Annotated in this window: 14 protein-coding genes; 9 read left to right on the plus strand and 5 right to left on the minus strand. The window is 46.1% G+C overall.

The window, feature by feature from the left end:
• Nucleotides 1–23: 23 nt before the first annotated feature.
• Nucleotides 24–1235, minus strand: coding sequence for a sugar efflux transporter (locus M2444_RS29215; RefSeq protein WP_280788744.1), 1212 nt, complete (start codon nt 1233–1235; stop codon nt 24–26).
• A gap of 487 nt (nt 1236–1722) precedes the next feature.
• Here M2444_RS29215 and M2444_RS29220 point away from each other — a divergent pair, with 487 nt between their 5' ends.
• Nucleotides 1723–3522 (plus strand): ABC transporter ATP-binding protein, encoded by a 1800-nt coding sequence (locus M2444_RS29220; RefSeq protein ID WP_094876981.1) that lies wholly within the window; start codon nt 1723–1725, stop codon nt 3520–3522.
• A 248-nt stretch (nt 3523–3770) separates the two neighbouring features.
• On the opposite strand, the gene M2444_RS29225 is transcribed toward M2444_RS29220, so the two are convergent.
• Both M2444_RS29225 and M2444_RS29230 read right to left on the minus strand, forming a co-directional pair.
• Nucleotides 3771–4574, minus strand: coding sequence for a Cof-type HAD-IIB family hydrolase (locus M2444_RS29225; RefSeq protein ID WP_060624902.1), 804 nt, complete (start codon nt 4572–4574; stop codon nt 3771–3773).
• Nucleotides 4575–4586: 12 nt separating this feature from the next.
• Entirely contained in the window at nt 4587–5534 is a 948-nt protein-coding gene (locus M2444_RS29230) for a DMT family transporter (RefSeq protein WP_280788745.1), read from the minus strand.
• A gap of 223 nt (nt 5535–5757) precedes the next feature.
• On the opposite strand from M2444_RS29230, the gene M2444_RS29235 reads away from it, so the two are divergent.
• Nucleotides 5758–6471: a metal-dependent hydrolase gene (locus tag M2444_RS29235; RefSeq protein WP_280788746.1), complete on the plus strand. Its 714-nt coding sequence runs from the start codon at nt 5758–5760 to the stop codon at nt 6469–6471.
• An 84-nt stretch (nt 6472–6555) separates the two neighbouring features.
• Here the strand turns inward: M2444_RS29235 and lplA are convergent, their stop codons facing one another.
• Nucleotides 6556–7557 carry a lipoate--protein ligase gene (gene lplA, locus M2444_RS29240; protein WP_280788747.1) on the minus strand — a complete coding sequence of 334 codons (1002 nt, stop codon included), beginning with the start codon at nt 7555–7557 and terminating at the stop codon, nt 6556–6558.
• A gap of 192 nt (nt 7558–7749) precedes the next feature.
• On the opposite strand from lplA, the gene M2444_RS29245 reads away from it, so the two are divergent.
• The 6 genes from M2444_RS29245 (at nt 7750) to M2444_RS29270 (ending at nt 13538) form a co-directional block, all read left to right on the plus strand.
• Nucleotides 7750–8334, plus strand: a complete 585-nt coding sequence (locus tag M2444_RS29245; protein WP_280788748.1) for a TetR/AcrR family transcriptional regulator — start codon at nt 7750–7752, stop codon at nt 8332–8334.
• A 7-nt stretch (nt 8335–8341) separates the two neighbouring features.
• Nucleotides 8342–9088 (plus strand): type I methionyl aminopeptidase, encoded by a 747-nt coding sequence (gene map, locus M2444_RS29250; protein ID WP_280788749.1) that lies wholly within the window; start codon nt 8342–8344, stop codon nt 9086–9088.
• 336 nt (nt 9089–9424) lie between these two features.
• Nucleotides 9425–10513, plus strand: coding sequence for a pyridoxal phosphate-dependent aminotransferase (locus tag M2444_RS29255; protein ID WP_280788750.1), 1089 nt, complete (start codon nt 9425–9427; stop codon nt 10511–10513).
• A 583-nt stretch (nt 10514–11096) separates the two neighbouring features.
• Complete coding sequence (locus M2444_RS29260) at nt 11097–11834, plus strand: adenosylcobinamide amidohydrolase (protein WP_094876985.1); 738 nt, start codon at nt 11097–11099, stop codon at nt 11832–11834.
• 49 nt (nt 11835–11883) lie between these two features.
• Nucleotides 11884–12843, plus strand: coding sequence for an adenosylcobinamide-phosphate synthase CbiB (gene cbiB, locus M2444_RS29265; RefSeq protein ID WP_094870634.1), 960 nt, complete (start codon nt 11884–11886; stop codon nt 12841–12843).
• Nucleotides 12844–12851: 8 nt separating this feature from the next.
• Nucleotides 12852–13538, plus strand: a complete 687-nt coding sequence (locus M2444_RS29270; protein ID WP_280788751.1) for a histidine phosphatase family protein — start codon at nt 12852–12854, stop codon at nt 13536–13538.
• Between the two features lie 103 nt (nt 13539–13641).
• Here the strand turns inward: M2444_RS29270 and catA are convergent, their stop codons facing one another.
• Entirely contained in the window at nt 13642–14301 is a 660-nt protein-coding gene (gene catA / locus M2444_RS29275; protein ID WP_280788752.1) for a type A chloramphenicol O-acetyltransferase, read from the minus strand.
• 356 nt (nt 14302–14657) lie between these two features.
• On the opposite strand from catA, the gene pdxR reads away from it, so the two are divergent.
• Nucleotides 14658–16109 (plus strand): MocR-like pyridoxine biosynthesis transcription factor PdxR, encoded by a 1452-nt coding sequence (gene pdxR / locus M2444_RS29280; RefSeq protein ID WP_280788753.1) that lies wholly within the window; start codon nt 14658–14660, stop codon nt 16107–16109.
• Nucleotides 16110–16119: the final 10 nt, after the last annotated feature.

The following is a 16119-nucleotide window of genomic DNA, read 5'->3' on the forward strand; positions in this document are numbered from 1 at the left end:
ATGGGCAAGTAGAAATAAACGGATTAAACAGTTAATTGTTCTGGTTCATTTAAAGGGTGACGTCCGCTTACTGCAAGCATGATTAAGGAAATACTGATGAGTATAAAACAGAGTACAAATGAATACCGGTAACCAACAATACTGGCTAATCCCCCGCCAACAAGACTACCAATCAGTCTGCCAATTGTGGATGAATTAGAGTAAAGCGTGGATGCATACCCAGGCATGGTTGGCAGCAGATCCTGGATGTAGCTAATGCCAATCGCTGAAATAACAGCTACGAAAACGGCGAGTAGAACTTGGGCTGCAAGCATCTGCCACATCGATCCTGAGAAAATGACAACGAGATAATATGCTCCTCCTAAAATGGCCCCGCACATCATCAAGGCTCGGTTGCTGTACTTCGCACTGAGTAGACCGAGCATAATCATAAATGGAATTTCCAGCGCAGCACATATACTGCTGACTAGACCGACATCACTTGTTGATCCCCCCAGATTGTTTGTGATAAAGAGGGCCGTATTGATGCTGCTCGTCCAGTGAGCTACATACATGAGTATCAGAATCAGAAAAGGCAACAGAATATTGCGGTTCTGACTGAGCCGGAAAGAATTCACTTTTACTTCAGCCTTGTTGCTGCTCAGCTCTGTATTTGATTTGAGAAATAAGAAAACGAGTAAGGCAACAAGTAGGAATACTCCGATCGTACCCGTGAAAATCCCCTTAAACCCAACAGCAGCGATTAGCAGGGTGCCGATTAAAGGACCTGTAATAAAGCCGAGAGAGAAAGCAGAACGCAAGGTAGAATTAGCAAACGCAGTATCCGTAAAATTGCTCTTATTCACTGCTTCTCTAGCAATGGCGAACAATTGAGGCATCCCTGGTGCACCGAGGGCGGTGAACACAATCATGTAGATGAACAAGATCGTGAAATCCTGAATGAGCAAGTACCCGCTATAAGCCAGCGCATTACAGAGCGTGGCAACAAGGTAAATGTGCTTTCGATTCAAACCAAGGTCCGAGCGTCTCCCGATTAGCGTACTGATCCATATTCCGGCAATTAACGTGGTGGCTAGAAAAATACCAAACAATCCGACAGATACGCCAAGCTGTTCCGTGAAATAAATGGATAAGAAGGGTGCGCTGAGTGAAATCCCCATTCCCTGCAGTAACATACATAAAAAGAGTAAGGCGTAAGAGGGAATTGAAAATAGTGCAGTAAGTCTTTTGATCATGTTGTGAAGTTACTCCTCTATTTTTGTTAAGATAATCAAACTGGTTCTAGTATACATGAAAAAGACAGCAACAATATATATGCGATTTGACTAGAAACCTCTACGATATGGCTTCAGCTGTGATTTTTCTATGATATAACGGGGACATCATTCGGGCAAATCCAGCCTGTGGATGTCCCTTTTGTGATTTCTATTTCATTCTGTATTCAGAAACAGGTATATGCTTTATAATCAGAAAAGATAACCGTCTTATATTTACAAATATAGAATAATTAACAACGATAGGAAGGGAAATACCTGATGAATAATCCTGTTGATCCGATTCTGATTGAATTTTCAGAGAGCTTTGAACCCGAGCGTCTGCTTATTCGCGCCCCTTTGTAGGGGGATGGAGCCAGTATGAATGTGGCTATAGCTGAAAAGGCCAGACTGGATTTTTTAAAGTGTAATCAGTTATATATGCGGATTTTGGGAGAGGGTTGGTAGTTTGAAGCAGAAAGGTGTTTTCTCAAGATTAAGTACATACATGTTAAGGCACAAGCTCTTATATACGGTTTTATTATTTACGACTTTATTTGGTATTGTTCTGGATTTAACGATTGCTTGGCTGCTATCAGTAATTACGGATGCGGCGGTTAGACTTGATGTGAAAGCTTTTAAGGGTCTGGTTATATTCGGATTAATCTACTTATTAGTGAGTGCAATCAACGGTTACATCGATCGATATCTCAAAAATAAAATTTCAGCCAAGATCAGAAATGAACTGCGGCTAGATATGATGCGACATGCTTTAGCTCTTCCTCAGTCTTATTTTGACCGTAATCACTCCGGAGATTTGTTGTCCCGCTTTACTAATGATAATCAATCTGTGGGTAATGCTACCGGCGAGGTAATGATTGATTTAATCCGTAACCCTTTGCTTGCTCTCGCGGCTTTTGGTTATTTGCTCTATATTAACTGGCTACTGGCATTGATCTGTTTTGCAATGGGGCCTTTGATGTTCCTTACGGGAAAAATTTTTGGTTCAGCGATGCGTGAGAACAGTGTGAAGATTCAGACTAATATGAGCAAGATTACTTCCTTTTTGCATGACATTCTAGGCAGTAGTATGGTGTTTAAATCCTTTAACATTGAACGCAGACTAATGAAGCAATATCAGGAACATAGTGAGAATATCACTTCCGAAGAATTAAAACGGGGAAGAATTGAAGGAGCTACTGGCTCATTCTCCTCTTTTCTGGGAAACTTTACGTTTCTTCTGGCGCTGGTCGTGGCTGGTTATTTTGTGGCAAAAGGATCCCTTGAGGTCGGTGCGATGATTGCTTTCATCCAGCTCATGAATTATTTAGTGATGCCGTTCTCGGCATTGCCAGGACTGATCAATTCGATGCAGCAATCACTTGGGGCGGCGGGACGGATCTTTGAAGTGTTGGATAGCCCTGTAGAAGTGGAGGCTTTACCCGAAGCAGCTACGAAGCAGCCTGAATTTGAGCGTATGGTCATGTCCTCGGTATCCTTCTCTTATCCGGGAGCGGAGAGACGTAGTTTGTACAAAATCAGCTTAGAGCTTCAAAAAGGGGCTCAAATGGCAATTGTGGGACCGAGCGGTGGAGGGAAATCTACGCTTTTTAAGGTACTCCTTGGGTTGTATGAATCTGATGAGGGTGATGTATTTATAAATAATGAGAAGACAAGCGAGATGAGTTTAGCTAAACTTAGGAGCCACTTCTCTTATGTGCCGCAAGAGTCAGGGCTTTATACAGGAAGTATCCGTGATAATATCCGAAATGGAAATCCAGATGCAGATGAGCATGAAATTCTGGAAGCTTTGCGGCAAGCGAACGCTTATGATTTTGTAATGGAGTTACCGGAGGGTCTCGATACAGATATTGGTGAGGAAGGCTCGCGCCTGTCCGGTGGACAACGCCAGCGACTATCGATTGCGAGAGCGATTCTTAGGAACTCTCCAATTTTGTTGCTGGATGAAGCTACTGCTGCGCTTGATAATGAATCGGAGAAGCTGGTGCAGCAAGCGATTCGTAAATTAATAGGAGACAAAACCACACTCGTTATCGCTCACCGTCTATCAACGATTCAGAACGCTGATGTCATTCTAGTGATGGAGAACAGTGAAATTGTAGAGAGTGGTACCCACCAGGAGCTACTTGCGGCAGAAGGAAGATATCATGATTTGTACTATTCTCAGCTGGAAGAGGAAGAGGCTGGGGAGGGTGAGCAAGAGTCATTGGAGTTTGCATCTACAGGAGTACCGAGCTTGCTGAAATAACAAAAGGGTGTTGCACGTCATAAAATATGGCGTAGCAACACCCTTTTGCTTAAGAAAGTGAATTTATATAGATTGAACATTAACTCTATATAAGTTGAACTTTAAAATATTCTAAAAAGGGAAAAGTGAAGGAGGGGAAATCTGGTGACAACAGTGGCCGGAAGTCCAAACATTCCCCGCAGTCTCGCACTTACCTGAATAGAAAAATCTTAAGTTTAACGTATATAAAACTATTAAGTTCAGCCGATTTAATTCACTTTATTGAGTATGAATTTATCAATCGCGTATTTTACGCCATCTTCATTGTTGCTTAGGGTTATGAAATCAGCAATTTCTTTCAGCGCAGGAATAGCGTTCGCCATAGCAACGCCAAGACCAGCAGCCTCAAGCATCTCATGGTCGTTCCAAGAGTCACCCATAGCCATAGTCTCGGAGAGATCACAACCAAAATGATTGGCTAGGAATTCAAGCGCAATTCCCTTGGTTCCTTCATGATGCATGATTTCTAGGAATTGTGGTTTGGATTTGGTAATATGCACGGAATCGCCGAGCAATTCACGTAGAATTGGAGCCAGCTCATCCAAAAATGCAGGATCGTCGATAATCAGCATTTTTGGTGTTTTTTGTGGGACAAGTTTTTCCCAATCTGGTTCAATATAATATGGCGTTTTGTTCAGGTCTGTATAATCTTTGATCTTCTGGTTGTCTTCACGGGCATACAGCTTGTCGTCAATGTAAGTTTGCAAATGCAGATTATGCTCCACGCAGTAAGTGAACAGCTTGTGTACCGCATCTTGTGGCACGTAACGCTCATATAGTACCTTTTCATCGAGCAAGTTCTTAACGAGTGCGCCTTGGTAAGTGATGATTGGCACGTTAAGTCCAGTTTGACGTGCAATGGCTTGCGCAGAAGCATAAGCTCGGCCTGTAGCAAGGGTTACAACAACGCCAGCGGCTACAGCCTCTTCAAGCGCAGTCTGTGTAGCGGGTGTTACTTCCTTGTCATCGTTAATTAGAGTGTCATCAATATCAATCGCGATCAATTTGTACATTTGTCTCTCTCCTTATCTCTTTCTAAATAAATGTAATTTGGAAAAATAATTCTTCTTATGTTGATTCTGACCCGGTTCCGGACTCAGCTCTGCCATAAGCATAGCTCCCAGAATACAACCACAACCGAGCAGAGCGGACAACCCAAGCGTTTCGCCGCCAAAGGCTAAGCCTGTCAGAACAGCGAATACAGGTTCTGTGGCATAAATAATGGCTACCCGGGAAGGCGTAGTGTACTTCTGGCAGGCGGTTTGAATCCAGAAGGCAAAAGCGCTGGTAGGACCAATAGAGATTAAAAGTGCCCAGAGAACGTCCGGGTCCTTGATAAGCTCTGCGCTGTGGGCAAGCGGTGCAGCTCCTTCAAAGATAAGCGAAGCGACTATGCTGAACAGTCCAACGAAGGCGAGCTGCAAGGTTACCAGCGGCAACGCCGGATAATGAGGTGCATAAACGCCAGTGTATGCGACTTGGAGCGCAAAAGCTATGGCGCAGAGCAGGATCAAAGCATCGCCTTTATTCAGGGACAAGGCAGAGCCGGTGAAGGTCAGCAGATAAAGACCTATTGCGGCAAGCGCCGCGCTGAACCAAGTGTAACGTGAAATGGAATGCTTTAGTAGCGCCAGAGAGAGAAACGGAACCAATACGACCGACAGACCGGTAATAAACCCGGTATTGGAGGTGGTTGTATATAGAAGTCCCATGGTCTGGAAGCCATAGCCCATAAACAAAAAAAGGCCTAGCAGCAGAGAATCGCGTACCATGCGGAAACTTAGCTGTTTCCACTCCTTGCGGTAAAAAATAAAAGTGATTAGAGCCAGCAACAGGGCAGCACCTGTAAAGCGGATGCTGTTAAACGCGAGTGGAGGGAGCACTTTGACAGCATTTTGAACAATCAGAAAGGTGCATCCCCACATCATCGCCACAAGTAGCAGGCTGAAATCGGCCATACGGGAACGCTTCACTTCTTAGGTCATCCTCTCTTCGGCAAATGCCGTCCTTGTAAGAACGACAAGGTCAAGTTGTCCAAATTGTATCGTATAATCATGGGGAGGACAAGATAGGAATCGCTCAAAGGTTTAAAGGGATTTAAGGGATAAGGCTAGACAAAAAAACAGGGTCTTGATATACTTCGATAACCGCACATTTGTTCTTGTTTTTCGCATCTTAGAAAGGAGCGGTTTCACCATGATGGGCAGATCCCATTTAATAATCAGCACTGGGGTTACCCTATCTGTAATGAGTTTGATGGCACATGAGATTACAATTCCAGTGATTGCGGTCGCAGCATTGAGCTCTTTGTTGCCTGATATTGACGAACCGAATTCGCTGCTCGTGCGCAAAGCGATTCCAGAGTTTCTATTAAGAGTGCTGCAAATTGCTTTGATAGGCGCGGCGATCTACCTCTATTTTGCCGGAATCGTGGAACGTCCTTGGAATATTGTGCTTGCACTGCTAGTTGGAAGTGTATCTTTCCTTCCCAGTCGAAAGCTGCGCCATTTGGTCATGATCTTGATTGCCATAGCACTCTTTGCCTTCGGGGAAGCCTATGATCCATGGAACTACATTGCAGCGTGCGTGCTTGTAGTCTCATCGCTTGTTCCTCATCGTGGACTGACACATACATTGTATGGAGTTGCGGGCTGGAGCGCCTTATTGTATTTTGCCTCAGCGGGTATAAATGATGGTGGCAGTCTGTGGATAGCTGGCGGTATGTCGTATGCACTTCATCTACTGGCAGACTCCCTTACTCAAAGAGGAATTACACCATTGCCGCCAATACCCTTTAAGCTGCGTCTAAAGCTAATGAGTACAGGCACGAAAAAAGGTGGAGCCGTAGAGAACATCTGCATCATGCTGACTCTAGCGTTCGTTGTCTATGTATTTATACTTTCTCCTTGAACTAAAATGAATATGAAAGAGGGGCTTGTCTATTCTTTACGCAAATTGCGCATAGGATAAGCAGGCCCCTTTATTTTTGTATAGCTATTCTTCTAGGAAAACCAGTCCGATAAAGTCCTCCGGCTCAATACGTCCGAAATAATGCTTCAAATCCAGATCAGCTAATGCTTTTCTAACCTCTGCTTCATTATAACGTTTGCCGCGAAGTGCATTTTCAACATCTACTACGTCACCAACCCCAAAGAAGTCACCATAGATTTTGATGTCCTTAATGAGGGAATCCTCAATATCCATACGAATATCAATAATTCCGGCAGGGAATTTGCGTGTGTGTTTGACATTGCTTTTTGGCGATAGACCGTAGTTCCAATCCCAGTTCTGGTAGTGTTCTTTGGAGATTTCGTGGATTTTGTCCCAGTCTGCTTCCTGAAGTTTATACTGAGGGACCTCGGATGGCTCCATGCCAAAGATCGAACGCAGGAGACCGGAGCGGAACTCTTCAATGGTCTTGTCTGTACCTAGCAGCTCTTTGATGTTGGCTACGCGACTACGTACGGATTTGGTGCTCTTCGATTTGAACTTCTCTGGATTTACTTTTAGCGAGGCTTGTACATTGTCCAAATTGAGATCAAACATCAGTGTGCCATGGCTGAACATGCGTCCACGTGTGGAGAATTGAGCGTTGCCGGAAATTTTTTGTTCACCGACTTGAAGATCATTTCGTCCGCTAAGCTCAGCGTTAACACCCATGCTTTGTAAGTAGTCGATCACCGGCTGGGTGAATTTCAGGAAATTATGGAAGGATTGGCCGTCGTCCTTAGTAATGAAGCTGAAGTTAAGATTTCCGAGATCGTGATAGACCGCTCCACCGCCAGACAAACGCCGCACAACCTTAATATCATTCTCTTTAACATATTCCTGATTGATTTCTTCAATCGTATTTTGATGTTTACCGATGATGATAGATGGGCTGTTAATATAAAAAAGCAGGTAACTCTCGTCCATCGGCAAGTGTTTCAGCGCATATTCCTCAATCGCCAAATTGATGGAAGCGTCAGTAATCCCTGTGTTATCAATAAAAATCATAGTGAATTCCTCCGTTGCAGCAAAATTGATTACAGTTCTCATTTTAAACCAAAAGCAGTTTTTTAACAAAAGAGATCACTTCGTGTTTCGGTGAGTAGAATTACATCAACAAATCTTTTGCATTTCTCCAGCCCATGCGGTACTATTTTTATATTGACAAATTTGCAGGTCTAAATAAGGAGGTTACACGCTATGTGCCCCCGTACCAAAGAACAAAATGAGCTCATACGCATACAGCGTAGAGAACAGATCCTGGACGTCGCCGCACGCTCCTACTTTCGCACGGGCGGCAGCTTTGATATTCGCGACGTCGCCCGCGAAGCCGGACTTGGGTACGGCACAGTATACCATTATTACCCCAACAAGCATTTATTAATAGAAGATGTGTTAGAAAGCGGCTTTGAGCGATGTGAGCAAGTTATCGCAAAATGGGCGAACATCAGCGGCAGCCCACCGGATGATTGGCCGCTGTTGATGTATTGTAAAGCGCTGCTCCAGCTGTGGCAGTCGGACGCCCGCGCATATCTAGTCTACAAAATGGCGGCGGAACATTATGTAGGCTTGCCTGAAAGGGATCGACACCACGCCAAAAGAAAATTTATGGAACGCCTGTACGTTCCACTCCAATCGATCGCCCAGTGCGAAGACGACAGCGTCGACCATATGCTTGCCGTGCTGGTCGGTTGCTGTGGGCTGCACTACTATGCGGGCAATTCCGATCTGAACGTTGATCGAATCGCCCGGCTCGCTATTCAAGCTATTACGAAGGGGTCCTGATACGAACATGGTCATTTTAAAAAGCAAGCATGAAATTGAGGCTATCCGCAAGGCATGCCAAGTGGTGGCTGAATGTCATCGTACCATCGCCCCGCTTATCAAACCGGGTATTACCACAAACGATATTGAGCGCATATTCGAGGACATTATGTTGAAGCACGGCGCAAAGCCATACCAGAAAGGCTATAGGGGCTATCAATATGCAACCTGTGCCTCCGCCAACGATGTAATCGCGCATGGCTTCCCTAGCAATAAGCCACTTGAGGAAGGCGATATCGTGACGATCGACACGGTCGCTGAGCTCGATGGCTGGCTCGGCGATTCGGCCTGGAGTTATGCGGTCGGGCAGATCTCGCCGATGGCCGAGAAGCTGATGCGTGTCACGAAGGAATGTCTTGACCTGGGCATCGGGCAGGCTCAGCCCGGCAATCGACTCGGCGATGTGACGAGCGCGATTCAGCGGCATGCGGAATCACACGGTTTCGGCGTCGTGCGCGACCTTCTCGCTCATGGCATCGGCCGCGACCTGCACGAGGAGCCGACTTATATGCATGTCGGCAAGCCTGGAAAAGGCCCCCGTATCAAGGAAGGTATGGTGTTCACGATTGAGCCCATGATCACCGAAGGTACCTACTTCATGACCATCGATCCGGACGGCTGGACCGCACGGACGATGGACAACAAGCTCGCCGCCCAATACGAGCATACGATCGCCATCACGGCTGAAGGTCCACAAATTTTGACCGCGCAATAGAAAAATTAGAGGTCGACCAACGAAATGGTCGACTTCTTTTTTTTGTATTCGGCATAGCAGCTTTCTTTATTCGTACAGGCGATCATGTAAACGATATCCCGTTTCCATCTTCAAGCTGAAGCGGGTTCTGGGACAGCGTGTCCATAGATCTGATGAGACTGCCAGTCTAGAACTTTATTATCTTTTGACATCTCGTAGATTTTAATGTCGATTTGAGGCAAGCGGTTATTCAGGTGATTCCTTTAGTGAGCATTGACGTATTCCCGGCAAAGACGCAATAATGGTGGCAATGAGATACATATCGAACAAACGAAAGTGGATAGAGGGAGTGTAAATATGCTTGAAAAATACGGCCACGGCGGTGATTTGCTAACAGCTGCGGAACTTTATGAGGAGGCTGGTGGCACATTTCTTGATTTCAGTGCAAACATCAATCCTCTCGGCCCTCCGCCAGCCGTCTTAGAGCTACTCAGAACAGCGTTGTCTACGGTGGTTGCCTACCCTGACCCTGGACATCGACGCTTCAAAAGTCTGCTAGCAGAGGACCTTGGTATACATAGTAGTTGGTTGACAGTAGGCAACGGAGCCGCAGAATCTATGGCATTGTTGCTGCTTGCGATTTCTCCGCAAAAGGTAGGTATCGTAGAACCTTGTTTCTCTGAGTACCGGCAGCTATCTGTGCAATTCGGCGCAGAAGTATTATCTGTTCAAGGTACAAGGGAACAGCACTTCCGAGCTGGAGTGAACGAGATTGCCGGGCTGCTGGAGAAGGTTGAGCTGCTGTTCCTTGGACAGCCGAACAACCCTAATGGCGTTCAGTATACTGTGGATGAGCTGCGCTGGTTAGCGCAGAAGGCTGAAAGCTACGGGACGTATTTGGCTGTAGATGAAGCTTTTATTGATTTTATTCCAGAAGCAGAACGAAATACGCTTTTGCCGGATCTGGATCAGTTTCCGCATACGATTTTGGTGCGGTCGATGACGAAATTTTATGCAATTCCCGGATTGCGTCTCGGGTTTGCCATTTCGCATCCGGAGCTGGCAAAGGCGATGACCGGAAAGCAGGTTACCTGGAGCGTGAATGGTTTGGCGCTGCTGGCGGGCGAAGCCTGCCTGGAGTGTGGACACGAATATGGACGTCGCACACGCGAACTGATCGCCACGGAACGGGACCTGCTGCGGCAAGGCCTTATGCAGCTAGGCTGCGATGTGCCGCCAGGCGAAGCCAACTTTCTGCTCTGTGGCCTGCCTTCGCCGTGGAGTGCGGCTGAGATGCAGACCCGTCTTGGGCGTGTCGGTATACTGGTGCGCAGCTGTGCTATGTACCCCGGTCTAGGAGACGAGCATATCCGAGTAGCCGTTAAGGGACATGAGGATAATGTCCGGCTGCTCAAACAGATGAAGGAAATGCTGGCGGATAAGTGACCTATGTAGCTTAGAGGGCTGCGTTAAGTGACTGTTGTAGCGTAAGTGACTCGGGTGGCATAGAGAAGGCTGAAATTCTATTGCCTAAGTGACTCAAGCGCGCAGAAGTTGGGATTTGATACCAGATGTCAGGGTTCAGCTCGCATCATTAGGTTGTGACAAAGTTTGGTGAGGTAGCTTCTGATGGACATCCTCCAAAGTGCATTCGTTGTATATCGTACAACAGAATTCGTTTTGCTGGCGCAGGAATTCGATTCTATAGCACTTTGTACAATAGAAATTTGGAGAATGATGTGAATTAGATTTTTTCGTGACATTCTATTGCAAGAAATACAGCAGAATGGCTTTTGCTAGTGTTTCTAGCTGAATCTGTTGTATAAAGTGCAATAGATGGGTGAGGGACGGATTTTTAGGTGGATATTAGAGGTATGTGTTGTAGTGGATTTTAGAGCAGATAGTCATTTGCTGAGATAGAAGATTAGGCGGCTTTTGGGTGAGGTTTCTGGGAAAGAGAAGAAGCGACAGCCAAGCTTGTTGGATGAATGGATGAAAGTAATGAGCTGTGGAAGGAGCAGATCGAGATATGGTGCAAATAAAGATTCCATTTGACCTCGCAGGAGGTGTTAAAGAGTACCATTCGGCCATATGGCCGGGGCTTGTTTTGCAGTGGAAGGGAAACCATCTGCTGCTTGAGCTGCCTGCTGAAGCAGATGGATTATCGAGTGCGTTCTATGGTGGAGGAATGAATCGGTTAGAGCGGGCCGTTAATTTATATGTTGACCGTAATTATGAATGTAGTGATCCTGTTCAAGATATGGAGAATAAGCTCCGCGAGTGGGGTTATTCATTATCTGGCTGTGCCGGTCTGATGACGGCTGTACCGTTAGAGCATGCAGCGGTAGCTGAGGAAGACACAGGCTCAGCGGGTATTTTTGTCTGCGTTACTGCTGCCGCAGGAAATGCTGCGCGCGCGGGTGTGGAACGCAATGTGCTGGCTGTTTATCGACCAGGTACGATTAACATCATGTTAGGTATTGATGGCCGCCTGACACCGGCGGCCATGGTCAATGCTGTGCAGACAGCTGTCGAAGCGAAAGCTGCTGCTCTGGCCGATCTCGGGATTACTGATCCCGAGAATGGGCTGATCGCAACCGGAACAACAACGGATGCCATCGTGCTCGCTGTGAGCCAAAGCGGGCGATACAGCGCAGAGCATGTCTATGCCGGAACCGCTACCGACCTTGGGGGCGCAATCGGACGCCTTGTATATAGCGCAGTGAAGGGCAGCTTGCTGTCGGTGCAGGCAAGGAAGGACAGCTAATGAGAAGAGATAGCTGGAGGTGTAGAAGAGTGTTCAAAGGTGACCGTCTATGACAATCGCGTTGGTACTGCTTGCGGCTTATGTGATTGACCGGATTGTAGGTGATCCGCGCAGCCTGCCCCATCCCGTAATTGGTATGGGCAAAGCAATCACGGCTCTGGAGCGGGTGATCCGCCTTATATGGTCAAGCCCGCAAGGCCTGCGCAGAGCCGGGGTGTTATTGCCGCTATGTGTAGCCGGCGGTGCTTGGGGACTTACAGCCATTCTGCTATGGCTGCTGTCATATATTTCACCTTGGCTCGTCTGGATAGCCGAGGCTTGGTTGATTTCGACGACGATTGCCTCCAAGGGACTGAAGGATGCAGGCATGGCGGTGTACGTGGAACTCCGTAAAGGAGATATTCCTGCTGCTCGCAAGGCACTGGGAATGATCGTGGGGCGTGATACGACTTCGTTAGATTCCCCGGAAATTGTGCGCGGCACGGTAGAGACCGTAGCAGAGAACATCGTCGATGCGATTATTTCCCCATTGTTCTACGCGCTCATCGGCGGTGCGCCGCTAGCTATGGCCTATCGGGCGGTAAATACGCTTGATTCCATGGTTGGCTATAAGAACGATAAATACCGTGATCTCGGCTGGGCATCCGCTCGGCTCGATGATGTCGCCAACTTCATTCCGGCACGGATTACGGCATTGCTCTTAGCACTGTGTGCATGGCTGCTTCGTCTGGATTGGCGCAATTGTCTGCAAATGGTCAAGCGGGATGCGCACCTTCATCCAAGCCCTAACAGCGGTTATCCGGAATCCGCTGTTGCGGGCGCACTTGGTATCCGTCTCGGAGGAGAGAATGTATATCACGGTGTCGCTTCATTCCGAGCTTATATGGGTGATCCCGTACGACCGATGGAGCCGGACGATATTATTCAGACCTCGCGGATGATGATGCTCTGCTCTTCAATATTCGTTACTATCTGCGCAGCCCTAGCTTGGATATGGATTGGAGGCTGATGCTAGACATGGCGTTTCCTTGTATAGAGCTAGAATTAGTACTTATTCGCCACGGGCATACTCAGTGGAATGCTGAGCATCGTTACTTAGGACATACGGATCTCCCATTGCTTACTGATGCAGTAGAGCAGCTATCTCAGCTTAAGCAGCAGCTTGATGGGTTGACTTTGACTGAACAGCAGCATGAGTTATCCGGTGGCTTTTGGCGTGTGTTCTGCAGCGATTTGCTTAGATGTCGGGAGACTCTAGCTTATATTTCTCCTTCTTTAGAGAAGGTGGCTGTCTACGATCAGCGACTCCGTGAAATGAACTTTGGAGTTTGGGAAGGTTGCACCTATAAGCAGCTGAAAGAGAACTCTCTATATACATGTTGGATTGATGATCCTTCAAAGATTACACCACCAGAAGGAGAATCATGGACACAGTTCGATGAGCGTCTATGCAGCTTCCTATTAGATTTGGGACGCGCTGCTGAGGATACATTTATGCAAGCTGCAATTATGGAGGACATGGATAAGATAATAACAAGTAGGGTGTTGGTAGTCACACATGGTGGTGTTATTCGGAATTTCCTTGCACAGTTAATTCCTGGTGTCACATTCTATAGCGCAGTTGCACCTTCTCCGGGAACAGCATTGGTACTCAGGCTATTTTGGCAGAACGGGCAATGGTCGGCAGATATTTCGAGAGTTTGATGAGAAAATTAAATAAAAAAGGGTTCCACATATTAGCATACCTAATATGTGGAACCCTTTATGTTTAAACTATCGTTCGCCAACAGCAGAATAACGTGGTTAATTAATGGTTGGGCAACCATTCCTTACACGTGTCTGCTCGTGATTGCAGTTCATTATACAGCAAACTGGCGTGGTAGCCGTCGCAAACGGCATGATGGAATTGTCCTGATATTGGCAATAGTATTTTTTCGTCATGTTGAGTATATTTCCCCATAGTAAATATGGGTAGTAAATAGTTTCCCTCGTTATACACGTTCAGGTTAAAGGATGTGAAGCTGACCCACGGAATGCTAGAAATAGGGAAGGTGTTAGGTGGTTCGTTTGCTTTAGCGAATAATTGTTTAACATTTCCGTACATTTTCATATCATCCAGATAACGGCTGTAGAAAACATTAAATTCTTCACCGTATAAAGTCCAAATGCTTGAAAAAGTTTTATCATCATCATGGAAAATTGTAAAACTAGGCGACAAGCTATCCCAATAACCTAATCTGCCTTCGGAATCAAAACATGTGCGATATTCACTGTGGCGGTTTACAACCGTAGTTATCATGTGGATTATTGCTGGGTACAGTTTAATTTCCATATTTTTAAGCTCTGACAGTAGAAGGGTAATGTCAATATTTACGGTCATGCTATAGGTGCATTTGACATTGTTTAAATAGTGTTCGAAATAGGGTTTTCTATTCCAGTTATCAATGACAATCGGGTTAAAAATCATTTATAATGACCTCCTAAAAATTATTTCATTTTTAGGAGGTTTGCTGGACTGATTTCACCATATCCTCATCCCAATCTCTCGAGAAATTATTTTGTAACGATGAGTTACCCTTACATTATATACATCTTAAACGATATTTTCGATGTTTAAATGTAAAAGGGAGAGGCTTTATTGTGCTGAGTGAAAAGCATGTTATCGTCGATTTCAGCTCTTGGCTGCGTCAAAGACGGATCGATTATAAGCAATTAATTGAAGAACATCGCGCATAGAACCACAGCCGGAGAAAAATCCCTTGGCTGTGGTTCTTTTTTTAAGCGAGTGATTGTGCCATGATAGCTATGGAGGCGACCAAAGAGATGTTTAAGGATTTAAAGCTCATAGCCGGACGGCCGGTGTATATACAAATTAAAGACTATATGAAGCACTTAATCATAAAAGGCGGTCTGCAAGGGAATCAAAAGCTGCCCTCCACAAGAGAGCTCAGTACACTGCTCAAGGTTAGCCGTAACTCAGTAATCTCTGCTTATGCAGAGCTTGAGGATGATGGATTTGCGTATGCCGTGCAGGGTCAGGGAAGTTATGTGGCACCTACACCTCCTGGCAGTGAAACAATCTCTTCCTGGACGATGGACTGGAAGTCGCGTATCAATGATCATGCGCGGCTGGCGGAGGATCTGGATATCATGAAGCGCGGCATACGAGCGGAAAAGGGGACGATCTCCTTTACGAGCATCGCGCCTGATGAGAGTCTTTTTGATCTAGATAATGTGAAACGCTCCTTTATGGATCGTATGTCGGTGGAAGGCAACGTCTTACTAAATTATGGATATGCCAAAGGGTATAAGCCTTTAATAGACTATTTGAAGCAATACATGGAGCACAAAGGCGTTGAAATGAAGGGCAAGGACATATTGATTACCAACGGCTTTACAGAGGGATTCGATATTGTATTGTCTGCACTTAGCAAAAAGAATGGTTCGGTCATCTGTGAGAATCCCACGCATCATACGGCGATCAAAAATCTCAAGCTGAACGGCTTTGAGATCACCGGGATTCCTATGGAGCGTGATGGGATTGATCTGGTTGAGCTGGAGAAGGCATTGCTGGAGCAAGCTTTTGACTGTGCTTACTTTGTCCCTTCTTATCATAATCCGACCGGTATTGTAATGTCTCCTGAGAAAAGACAGCGGCTAATGAAGCTGATGAATCGGTACCAAATCCCCGTGATCGAGGATGGTTTTAACGAGGAATTACGCTATTCGGGCTCACATGTGGCTCCACTTATCGCAGCAGCAGGTAGCGGCAACAGCGTAATCTATCTAGGTAGCTTCTCAAAAGTACTTTTTCCGGGACTACGCGTAGGTTGGGTGCTGGCAGATCAGGAGCTGATCTATTCCCTTGAAAGCGTCAAGCGCGCACGTACCATTCATACCTCTACACTGGATCAATCCATTTTGTATCAATACTTATTGGGTGGACATTTAGAGAAGTATTTGAAAAAAGCCAGAGCGGAATATAAACGGAAATATGAATTAACCCTGCAATGCTGTAAGGAGTTTATTCCTTATATGGCGTTATCAGGGGATGGCGGATTGCATCTTTTTGTAACGTTCGCGGAGGGGTTTAATACAAGGGCGCTGCTGGCGGCCTGTCATGAGCAAGGGGTTATTTTTACAGCAGGAGATATATTCTTCACAGACGGTAAAGGTCAAAATACGATACGGATCGGTTTCTCCAGAGTGACGGATGAGGATATCCGCAAGGGGATCGAGATTATTGGCACAACAGCACGACAACTAATGGGATAAAGAGGTGCTT

Origin of the sequence: Paenibacillus sp. PastF-3 (assembly GCF_029893135.1) — a bacterium.
In the GTDB taxonomy this organism is placed as follows: domain Bacteria; phylum Bacillota; class Bacilli; order Paenibacillales; family Paenibacillaceae; genus Paenibacillus_AQ; species Paenibacillus_AQ nitricinens.